General features: G+C 62.5%; 9 protein-coding genes. All 9 read right to left on the bottom strand.

What is annotated here, in order from left to right:
* Positions 1-141: 141 nt before the first annotated feature.
* Entirely contained in the window at positions 142-750 is a 609-nt protein-coding gene (gene msrQ / locus ACQ4OD_RS10645) for a protein-methionine-sulfoxide reductase heme-binding subunit MsrQ (RefSeq protein ID WP_430944259.1), read from the bottom strand.
* Entirely contained in the window at positions 750-1763 is a 1014-nt protein-coding gene (gene msrP, locus ACQ4OD_RS10640) for a protein-methionine-sulfoxide reductase catalytic subunit MsrP (protein WP_430944258.1), read from the bottom strand. The genes msrQ and msrP overlap by 1 nt, the downstream gene beginning before the upstream one ends.
* Positions 1764-1840: 77 nt before the next feature.
* Positions 1841-2692 (bottom strand): CDP-diacylglycerol--serine O-phosphatidyltransferase, encoded by an 852-nt coding sequence (gene pssA / locus ACQ4OD_RS10635; RefSeq protein ID WP_028691215.1) that lies wholly within the window; start codon positions 2690-2692, stop codon positions 1841-1843.
* Positions 2693-2842: 150 nt separating this feature from the next.
* Positions 2843-3859 carry a ketol-acid reductoisomerase gene (ilvC, locus tag ACQ4OD_RS10630; RefSeq protein WP_027917653.1) on the bottom strand — a complete coding sequence of 339 codons (1017 nt, stop codon included), beginning with the start codon at positions 3857-3859 and terminating at the stop codon, positions 2843-2845.
* 54 nt (positions 3860-3913) lie between these two features.
* Positions 3914-4405 carry an acetolactate synthase small subunit gene (gene ilvN / locus ACQ4OD_RS10625; RefSeq protein WP_003250040.1) on the bottom strand — a complete coding sequence of 164 codons (492 nt, stop codon included), beginning with the start codon at positions 4403-4405 and terminating at the stop codon, positions 3914-3916.
* 1 nt (position 4406) lies between these two features.
* Positions 4407-6131, bottom strand: coding sequence for an acetolactate synthase 3 large subunit (locus ACQ4OD_RS10620; RefSeq protein ID WP_102683220.1), 1725 nt, complete (start codon positions 6129-6131; stop codon positions 4407-4409).
* 407 nt (positions 6132-6538) lie between these two features.
* Positions 6539-6871: a YqcC family protein gene (locus ACQ4OD_RS10615; protein ID WP_430944257.1), complete on the bottom strand. Its 333-nt coding sequence runs from the start codon at positions 6869-6871 to the stop codon at positions 6539-6541.
* Positions 6868-7647 (bottom strand): tetratricopeptide repeat protein, encoded by a 780-nt coding sequence (locus ACQ4OD_RS10610; protein WP_102683216.1) that lies wholly within the window; start codon positions 7645-7647, stop codon positions 6868-6870. Before ACQ4OD_RS10610 ends, ACQ4OD_RS10615 begins: the two co-directional genes overlap by 4 nt.
* Before the next feature lie 26 nt (positions 7648-7673).
* Positions 7674-9995, bottom strand: coding sequence for a penicillin-binding protein 1B (gene mrcB, locus ACQ4OD_RS10605; protein WP_102683215.1), 2322 nt, complete (start codon positions 9993-9995; stop codon positions 7674-7676).
* Positions 9996-10044 lie beyond the last annotated feature (49 nt).

The raw sequence follows: 10044 nt of genomic DNA, 5'->3' as shown, positions 1-10044 counted from the left end.
CAGATGACCGAAGCACTTCCGATACCACCTGAAACACTCAACTTATTGATTAACAAGAGGTTTTGCGTTTCGACTACGTCGGAAGTGGGGCGCATTATAAGGGGTTCTGAGAGGGCGTCAACCTTTTATTAAAGAAAGATTTCAGGCCGCCCTCCCCCGCCCCACCAGCCGTGGAACACGCCGCCACACCGGGGGGATACGCAGCACCAAGAGAAAGACCCCGATAGCGGCGTACACCGCCCACTCCTTCAGGTCCGAGCGTACTATCCACAGGAAGTGCAGCAGTCCAAGCCCGAGAATCACATAGACCAGCCGGTGCAGCTTCTTCCACCGCGCCCCAAGGCGCCGCTGGCTATACCGGTTGGACGTGACCGCCAGCGCCAGCAAGCCAAGAAAACCCAATGCACCGACAATGATGTAAGGCCGCTTGCGCAGCTCGACGCCAAACTGCCCCCAGTCCAGCCCCAGGATGAACACCAGGTACGCCGTCAGGTGCAGCACTATATAAGCAAAGCACCACAGCCCCAGTTGCCGCCGTACCACGATCCACCCCGACCACCCCGTCAACCGCTGCAGCGGTGTCATGCTCAGGGTGATCAACAGGAAGACCAGCGCCCCCAGGCCAAGGCGATCGACCATGATCTTTCCCGGATCCGGGCCGAGCGAACCCATGGCTGCCTCATACAACCACCACACGGGAAACAGGCACCCGATCACGAAGATCGCCAGGCGCAGCCGCGGATAGCGCATCAATAGTTCTTCCGCAGGTCGAGGCCGGTATACAGCGACGCCACTTCATCGGCATAGCCATTGAACATCAGCGTATCGCGCACATTGGGGCTGAACAGCCCGCTGGGCAGGCGCCGCTCGCGGGCCTGGGTCCAGCGCGGGTGGTCGACCGTCGGGTTGACGTTGGCATAGAAGCCGTACTCGTCCGGCGCCAAACCCTGCCAGGTAGTCGCAGGCTGCTCGGCCACCAGGCTGATGCGCACGATCGACTTGATGCTCTTGAAGCCGTACTTCCATGGCACCACCAGGCGCAGCGGCGCGCCGTTCTGGTTGGGCAGCTCACGGCCATACATGCCAACCGCCAGAATCGCCAGCGGGTTCATCGCCTCGTCCAGTCGCAAGCCCTCCACATACGGCCAGTCGATCAGGGCGAAGCCGGAGCGCTGCCCAGGCATGCTCTTGGAGTCTTCCAGGGTTTCGAAACGGATATAGCGCGCCTTGGAGGTTGGCTCGACCTGCTTGAGCACCTCGGCCAACGGGAAGCCCAGCCAGGGAATCACCATCGACCAGGCCTCCACGCAGCGCAGGCGATAGACGCGCTCCTCAAGCTGGTAAGGCTTGACGAAATCCTCCAGCGCATAACGCCCGGGCTTGGCCACTTCGCCATCGACCACCAGGCTCCACGGCTCGGTCTTCAGGCTGCCGGCATTGGCCGCCGGGTCGCCCTTGTCGGGCCCGAACTCATAGAAGTTGTTGTAGTGGGTCGCGTCCTTGAACGGCGTGATCGCCTCGCCGCTGACGGTGACCGCCTGCCAGCGCGTGGCGCCGAGCTTGTCGGTGAACCAGCCTGGGGCGCTGCCCGCCTCGACATCGGCATAGCGGGAAACCTCCGCCGCGGCGCCCAATCGGGGCAAGGCGCCCAGGGCTGCACCTGCAAGGCTTGCGCCCAGCAGCTTGCGACGGGAGAGGTAGAAACCTTCGGGGGTGATCTCGGACGACTTGCAGTCGCTGGATCGGGGAAGCTTGATGAGCATGGCGGCTCCACAGTACGGGTAACTGATGTACACGTAAGACTATGGAGCCGGCAGGTTATTCCGCGATTAAATCCTTGTCAGGATTTGCGACGGCGTGCCCGCAACAGAAACTGGATCGGCCCCGATGCAGCATAGGCGAGGAAGATCAGCAGCAGGATGCGCGGCGGATCGCTGAACACCACGGCGAACACCAGCACCACGGCGAGGATCGCGACAAAGGGCACGCGGCCCTTGAGGTCGAGCTCCTTGAAGCTGTTGTACTTGATGTTGCTGACCATCAGCATGCCGGCGGCAGCCACCAGCAAAGCCACCAGGAACGACAGCTTGGAACCCTGGATGCCGTAGTCGCTGAACGCCCAGACGGTACCGGCCACCACGCCGGCCGCCGCCGGGCTGGCCAGGCCGATGAAGTAGCGCTTGTCGGCGGTGCCGACCTGGGTGTTGAAGCGCGCCAGGCGCAGGGCCGCGCCGGCCACATAGATAAAGGCGACCATCCAGCCGACCTTGCCCATGTCGCCCAGGGCCCAGCCGAACGCCAGCAGCGCTGGGGCCACGCCGAAGGCGACCATGTCCGACAGCGAGTCGTACTCGGCACCGAAGGCGCTTTGCGTATTGGTCATGCGCGCCACGCGGCCGTCGAGGCCGTCGAGGACCATGGCGACGAAGATGGCGATGGCGGCGAAGGCGAAGTACTTGCTCGCCTCGCGTGGATCACCCGCGCTCAGGGCGCTCTGCGCGCTCATCGAGCTGATGATGGAATAGAAGCCGGCGAACAGGTTCGCGGTGGTGAACAGGTTGGGCAGCAGATAGATACCGCGGTGACGCACCTTGCGCCCTTCGGCGTCGTGGCCTTCTTCAACGTGCTCATCGACAGGTAGCAGGCTTTCGGCGTCGGAGGGCTTGTTCGGCTCTTCGGGACGTTCGCTCATGAAAAGTACCTTGCAACAGGGTGGAATATGTTCGACATGGGCTCTGCAAAACGGTTCTGACAGCGAGCCACTGGTCGCTTTATACCAGAAGCTGACCGCGCAAACGAAAAAACGCGGCCGAAGCCGCGTTTTTCATTATCGACGCAAGACTCAGTTCTTGGTCTTGTCGACGATCTTGTTGGCCGAGATCCACGGCATCATCGAACGCAGTTGCTCGCCGATGATCTCGATGCCGTGAGCGGCGTTGTTGCGACGCTTGGCGGTCATCGAAGGATAGTTGGTGGCGCCTTCGCTGATGAACATCTTCGCGTACTCGCCGTCCTGGATGCGCTTCAGAGCGTTGCGCATGGCCTTGCGGGATTCTTCGTTGATGACTTCAGGGCCGGTGACGTACTCACCGTACTCGGCGTTGTTGGAGATCGAGTAGTTCATGTTGGCGATACCGCCTTCGTACATGAGGTCAACGATCAGCTTCAGCTCGTGCAGGCACTCGAAGTAGGCCATTTCCGGGGCGTAGCCCGCTTCGACCAGGGTTTCGAAACCGGCCTTGACCAGCTCGACGGTACCGCCGCACAGAACGGCCTGCTCACCGAACAGGTCGGTTTCGGTCTCGTCCTTGAAGGTGGTTTCGATGATGCCGGTACGGCCACCGCCAACGCCAGCGGCGTAGGACAGGGCGACGTTCTTGGCGTTGCCCGAGGCGTCCTGGTAGATGGCGATCAGGTCAGGGATGCCGCCACCTTTGACGAACTCGGAGCGCACGGTGTGGCCCGGGGCCTTCGGCGCGATCATGATCACGTCGAGGTCGGCACGCGGTACGACCTGGTTGTAGTGGATCGAGAAACCGTGGGAGAAGGCCAGGGTGGCGCCTTTCTTGATGTTCGGCTCGATCTCGTTCTTGTACAGCTGGCCCTGGAATTCGTCCGGGGTCAGGATCATGACCAGGTCGGCGGCAGCGACGGCGGTGGCCACGTCGGCTACTTTCAGGCCGTGGGCTTCTGCCTTGGCAACGGTGGCCGAGCCTTTACGCAGACCGACGGTAACGTCCACACCGGAGTCCTTCAGGTTGCACGCCTGGGCGTGACCCTGGGAGCCGTAGCCGATGATGGCGACTTTCTTGCCCTGAATGATGGAGAGGTCGCAGTCTTTGTCGTAGAAAACTTTCATGAAAATACCCCTGGTTATATCTCGGCCCCTGTGGAGCCATCGCTATTTTTGAAGTTAGATGCTGAGCACTTTGTCGCCACGGGCAATGCCGGTGACGCCACTGCGCACGGTTTCGAGAATCGATGCGGTGCCGATGGCCTGGATGAAGCTGTCCAGTTTGTCGCTGGTGCCGCTCAGTTGCACGGTGTACACGCTGGCGGTCACGTCGACGATCTGGCCACGGAAGATATCCGTGGTGCGCTTGATCTCGGCGCGCTGGGCACCGGTGGCCTTGACCTTGACCAGCATCAGTTCGCGCTCGATGTGGGCGCTTTCCGACAGGTCGACAAGCTTGACCACTTCGACCAGCTTGTTGAGGTTCTTGGTGATCTGTTCGATCACTTCGTCATGGCCAACGGTGGTCAGCGTCAGACGCGACAGGGTCGGGTCTTCGGTCGGCGCCACGGTCAGGCTTTCAATGTTGTAGTTGCGCTGGGAGAACAGGCCGACCACGCGAGACAAGGCACCGGGTTCGTTTTCCAGCAGCAGGGAGATGATGTGCCGCATGTCAGGTACGCTCCGTCTTGCTCAGCCACATGTCACGCATCGAGCCGTCCTTGATCTGCATCGGATAGACGTGCTCGGTCCGGTCGACCGCGATGTCGATGAACACCAGGCGGTCCTTCATCGCGAAAGCCTCTTCCAGTTTCGGCTTGAGGTCTTTCAGGCTGGTGATGCGAATGCCCACATGGCCATAGGCCTCGGCCAGCTTGACGAAGTCCGGCAGCGACTCGACATAGGAGTGCGAGTGGCGACCGTTGTAGGACATGTCCTGCCATTGGCGAACCATGCCCAGCACACCGTTGTTCAGGTTGACGATCTTCACCGGCAGGCCGTACTGCATGCAGGTGGACAGCTCCTGGATGTTCATCTGGATGCTGCCTTCACCGGTGACGCAGGCCACGTCCTGGTCGGGGAAGTTGAGCTTGATGCCCATGGCCGCCGGGAAACCGAAGCCCATGGTGCCCAGGCCACCGGAGTTGATCCAGCGGTTGGGTTTGTTGAAGCGGTAGTACTGCGCCGCGAACATCTGGTGCTGGCCCACGTCGGAGGTGACGAAGGCATCGCCCTTGGTCACTTCGCACAGGGTCTCGATGACCTGTTGCGGCTTGATGATGTTGCCGTCGCCCTTGTCGTAGGGGAACAGCTCACCGTCGCCACGCCATTCGTCGATCTGCTTCCACCAGGCGTCGAGCGCCGCCTTGTCGGGCTGCTCGCCGATTTCCTTGAGGATGCCGAGCATTTCGCTCAATACGCTCTCGACCGGACCGACGATCGGTACGTCGGCCTTGATCATTTTCGAGATCGACGCAGGGTCGATGTCGATGTGGATGATCTTGGCATTCGGGCAGAACTTGGCCGGGCCGTTGACCACGCGGTCGTCGAAACGCACACCGACAGCGAAGATCACGTCGGCGTTGTGCATGGCCAGGTTGGCGGTGTAGCTGCCGTGCATGCCGAGCATGCCGAGGAACTGGCGGTCGGTGCCCGGGTAGCCACCAAGGCCCATGAGGGTGTTGGTGACCGGCAGGTTCAACGACTTGGCGATTTCGGTCAGGGCTTCGGAGCCGCCGCCGAGAATGACGCCGCCGCCGGAGTAGACCACCGGGCGCTTGGCCGCGAGGAGCATTTCGGCTGCCTTGCGGATCTGCCCGGAGTGGCCGCGCAGGGCCGGGCTATAGGAACGCAGCTTGACCTTTTTCGGGTAGATGTACTCGAACTTCTCGGCCGGGTTGGTCATATCTTTTGGAATGTCGACCACGACCGGACCGGGACGGCCGGACTGCGCCAGATAGAAGGCTTTTTTCAGGACTTCGGGGATTTCCGAGGCGTGCTTGACCATGAAGCTGTGCTTCACGATCGGCCGGGAGATACCGATCATGTCGGTTTCCTGGAACGCATCGGTGCCGACCATGGTGCTGGGCACCTGGCCAGACAGGATGACCATCGGGATGGAATCCATGTAGGCGGTGGCAATGCCGGTGATGGCATTGGTCGCGCCTGGGCCGGAAGTCACCAGTACCACACCGGCCTTGCCGGTGGCACGGGCGTAACCGTCCGCCATATGGGTGGCGGCCTGCTCGTGACGAACCAGGATGTGCTGGACTTCCGGTTCCTTGAACAAGGCATCGTAAACATGAAGGAGAGCACCGCCAGGGTACCCGTAGATGTGCTTAACGCCTTCGTCGCGCAAAAAGCGGACGACCATTTCAGCGCCGGATAAGAGCTCCACGTTGTTCACCTCTAAAACGCCAGAATACCGCCCTCACTGAGCGGGTCTTATTAGGTTTACTGCCAAGCAGAGCATGAGCGAACGTCAGCACTGACTGAGCAAGTATTGGGAATACCCTGGTGTGTTGCGGGCCTTCCCACCCAGCGCGAGGTAACGCGTTGCGGGGTGTTACAAGTCGGCGCGGGTGTGCGCCTCATGATCTGCTTAGCGGGTCTGCTTCTGGCAGTCCCTCTACAGCGGAATCTGGATTCTTGTGATTCGGCGCTCACAAGTCAAGAGAAATTATTGCCAATTTTTCATCAAGATGAATTCTCACCACCACTAATGGCGCGAGCAGCAGCAGGAAAAATAAGATTTCCATAAAAAAGGGCCACAATCTGCGGCCCTTGAAGGAAAAACGGTAGAAATCAGGCGGAAGGCGCGATCAATTGGTCGAAAGTTGCGAGCAAACGCCGTAGCTCGCGGCTTTGTTCCGGGCGGTCGACGAACACCGTCTCGACCATCACCAAAATGCCCGAGGCGTTGGGCAACGGGTGCCCGTGCTCGAGGATCAGCTTCATGCGCGGCAGGAATATCCACTGCAACCACTGTTCGAAGGCCATGCGGTCCACCGCGAACGGTTCCACGCTGGCCAACGCCTCGGCACTGGGGGTGGCGTCGCTCCACCAGCCCTGGACCTTGAGCTCCTGCTCGATCAACAGCAACTGGTCGGCAATATCGAGAATACGCTGCTCCATCACAGGTTGACCCGCGCCTTCTGCCGCGCCAGGGCGGCACCTGCGCTGTCACCCTGTTTTTCACGGGCCTGGGCGATGGTGTTCCACAGCTGGGCCTGCAGGTCTGGGCGACCGTTGGCGTAGGTCAGGGCACGGCGCGCCAGTTGCTCGGACTGCGCGGCATCGCCCTGGGACAGACGCACCTGGGCCAGGCGGAACAACACCTGCGGCTCACGCGGGGCAATGCGCTGGGCACGCTCCAGGCTCGACGCAGCACCGTTGAAGTCGCCGCTGCCCTGCTGCTGCTGGGCAGTGGTGAGCAAGGCCAGCACCGGGCCGTCTAGCTGCTCGTCGGCCGACAAGCCACCACTGGACGCGTTGCCACGCGGAATACCGGTCGGGGCGCTGGTCACCGGCGCCGGGTTGCTCATCGAGGCGATGTCGAACGGTTCGTCGGCAATCGGGTTGGGGTTGGTCGTGATCGGCCCACTGCTGACCGGGCCCGGGGTGATCGGACCGGTGCTGATCGGTGCGGGGCCCGTGCCTGCCGGGAACGACTGGATCGGCGCCCCGCCTGTCCCTTGCGGGATCATCACGGTGACGCCGGAGTCTTCCGGCAATGACTGGGCCTGGCTGCTGCCGCCGCTGGTCGGATAAGCCGACGTGCGGTTGGCCGAGACGCGCTCGCTGTTGGAGACCCGGGTGCTCGAATCGACCACCGGAATATTGCCACGCGGGACGCTGGTACAGCCGTGCAGAACGGTCACTGCCGCCACGGCAGGAATCCACCACTTGTTCACTTCACACCCTCTTCAGAAGCTCGCGCTCAATTCATCCAGCCCTTGACCCAGTCCATCACCTCTTCGGCCGGGTTCTGCTCGCCGCCACAGGCGGCGCCTGCGGGCGGTTCACTGCCACGAATATACGGCATCTGCACCGCTCCCGGACAGCTGCCGTCGGAACCCTGGCCGCTGTAAGGGTCGATCCAGGCCTGCACCACGTTGTCCGGCTGCGGCATGTCCAGCGGCAGCGGGTCGGCCTTCTTCATGAAGCTGGTCCACACCTGCAGCGCGCCGGTGGCTCCGGTGAACGGCGTCTTGCCGTTGTCGTCGCGGCCCAGCCAGACCACCGCCAGCAGGTCCTGGCTGAAGCCGGAGAACCAGCTGTCGCGCGAGTCGTTGCTGGTGCCGGTCTTGCCGGCCAGGGTCAGCGAACTCGGCAGCACGCTGTATACCGAGCGCCCGGTACCTTCGCGCATCACCCGTTGCATGGCGTTCTGCACCAGGTAGATCGAGCCTGGGTCGAAGGTCTGCTGGATCTGGAACGGGTAGCGCTTGAGCGGCTCGCCTTCGGCGGTGAGCACGCTGCGGATACCGCGCATCGGCGTATTGAAGCCGCCGTTGGCGATGGTCTGGTACATGGTCGCAACCTGCATCGGCGACATGCCGCCGGCGCCCAGCAGCATCGACGGGAACGCTGGCCAATCGACCTGCACGCCCAGCCGACCGATGGTCTTGATCACGTTGGGCACGCCCACTTCAAGGCCCAGCTTGGCGGTGGACAGGTTGTAGGAGTTGGCCAGGCCCTGGTACAGGTAAATGGTGCCATGGGGGCGGCGGTCGTAGTTCTGCGGCCGCCATACCTGGCCATCGGCGCCCTTGACCGAGAACGGCTCGTCCTGCACCCAGCTGGTGAGGGTGAACTTGCTCGGTTGCTCCAGCGCGGTCAGGTAGACCGCCGGCTTGACCAGCGAACCGATCGGCCGCACCGCGTCGATGGCACGGTTGAAACCGGCGAAGCCCGACTGGCGGCTGCCGATAAGCGCCTGCACCTCACCGGTTTCCGGGTTGGTGACGACCATCGCCGACTCGACTTCGTCGGCGCCCTTGCGCCCGGCCAGGCGTTTGAAGGTCTCGCTCATGGCGGTTTCGGCCTTCATCTGCAGGATCGGGTCGAAACTGGTGAAAATGCGCAGGCCTTCTTCGGTAAGGTCTTCGTCGCGGTAGTCCTGGCGCAGCTGACGCTTGACCAGGTCGAGGAAGGCCGGGAACGAACTGTCGGCCAGGCTGCCACGCTTGGTCACGCCCAGGGGCATCTTCTTCGCCGCGTCGACCACGTCCTGAGTGGCCACGCCTTGCTCGGCGAGCAGGTCGAGCACCAGGTTGCGCCGTTGCAGGGCGCGCTCGGGGTGGCGGCGTGGGTTGTAGTAGGACGGGCCCTTGACCATGCCCACCAGCAGGGCGATCTGGTGCAGCTTGAGCTCCTGCAGCGGCTGGCTGAAGAAGAACTGGCTGGCCAGACCGAAGCCGTGCACGGCGCGCTGGCCGTCCTGTCCGATGAACACTTCGTTCAGGTAGGCCTCGAGGATCTCGTGCTTGTCATAGTGCACTTCCAGGAGCAGCGACATCATCGCTTCGGTCAGCTTGCGACTGAGACTGCGCTCGTTGGTGAGGAAGAAGTTTTTCACCAACTGCTGGGTCAGGGTACTGCCGCCCTGGCGCATGGCGCCGGACGAGGTGTTCACCCAGACGGCCCGGGCGATGGACTTGGGCGACACGCCGAAGTGGCTGTAGAAGTCGCGGTCCTCGGTGGCGATCAGGGTTTCCACCAGATACGGCGGCACCTGATCGATCTTGATCAGGATGCGGTCTTCGAGGTTCTTCGGGTAGATGCCGCCGATCATCAGCGGCTCAAGGCGCACCACGTCGAGCTTGCCGCCGTTGGCACCACTGAGGCCCGCGACATAATCGCCGGAGAAGCGCACGCGCACGAACTGCGCCGGCTCCATGCCCTCGTAGAACTGGAAGCCACGGGTATTGAGGTCGACGGTATTGCCGTTGACCGACGCCGCCCCCGGGCCGTTGGCCGCGCTTTCCCGACGGTAGCCGAGGGCATCGAGCTCGGTGAGGAAGTCGTTGCGGCTCAGCTTCTGGCCGACGAACAGCTCCAGCGGCCGGGCATACACCTTGGCCGGGATGGTCCAGCGCTTGCCGGAGAACTTCTCCTGGACAGTGGCGTCGAGGTAGACCGCGAAGCCGGCGATCAGTACCAGGCCGACCAGGCTGAGCTTGAGCGCCCAGCCCAGCCAGGCACGGGCACGGCCGGTCGGGCGTTTTTTAGGAGTGCGGGAATTTCGGGTACGAGTCATGGCGGCGGATTATACGCACTTTGGAAAAGGGAGGCAGACGCCCCTCGGC

Source organism: Pseudomonas sp. WC1, assembly GCF_050586565.1.
GTDB lineage: Bacteria > Pseudomonadota > Gammaproteobacteria > Pseudomonadales > Pseudomonadaceae > Aquipseudomonas.
Note: the sequence above shows the minus strand (reverse complement) of the source record. Positions and strands in the feature narration are given on the sequence as shown.